1 protein-coding gene is annotated in these 456 nt (G+C 68.2%); it reads left to right on the top strand.

All coding sequences use genetic code 11. The features are described 5' to 3' along the window. Positions 1-456, top strand: a 456-nt coding sequence (locus ADK54_RS16225) for an acyltransferase domain-containing protein (protein WP_159047780.1), incomplete at both ends; no start/stop codon positions are given.

Genomic DNA, 456 nt, shown 5'->3' with positions numbered 1-456 from the left:
CGCGGTGTTGTTCTCGGGGCAGGGGGCGCAGCGGGTGGGGATGGGTCGGGAGTTGTACGGCCGGTTCCCGGTGTTTGCGGGGGCGTTGGATGCGGTGTTGGAGCGTTTCGAGGCTGGGCTTCGGGACGTGATGTTCGGTGATGTGGAGGGTTTGGACGATACGGGTTTCACGCAGCCGGCGTTGTTTGCCGTCGAGGTGGCGTTGTTCCGGTTGGTGGAGTCTTGGGGGATCCGTCCGGACTTCGTGGCGGGGCATTCGATCGGTGAGGTCGCGGCGGCGCACGTGTCCGGGGTGTTGTCGCTGGACGATGCGTGTGTGTTGGTGGCGGCGCGGGCGCGGTTGATGCAGGCGTTGCCGGTGGGTGGGGCGATGGTAGTCGTGCAGGCGGCCGAGGAGGTGGTGGCGGCTCGGTTGGTCGACGGGGTGTCGATCGCGGCGGTCAACGGGCCCGAGGC

The sequence above is a fragment of the Streptomyces sp. WM6378 genome, assembly GCF_001279695.1.
Taxonomy (GTDB): domain Bacteria; phylum Actinomycetota; class Actinomycetes; order Streptomycetales; family Streptomycetaceae; genus Streptomyces.
This window is presented reverse-complemented; position numbering and strand designations above follow the sequence as displayed.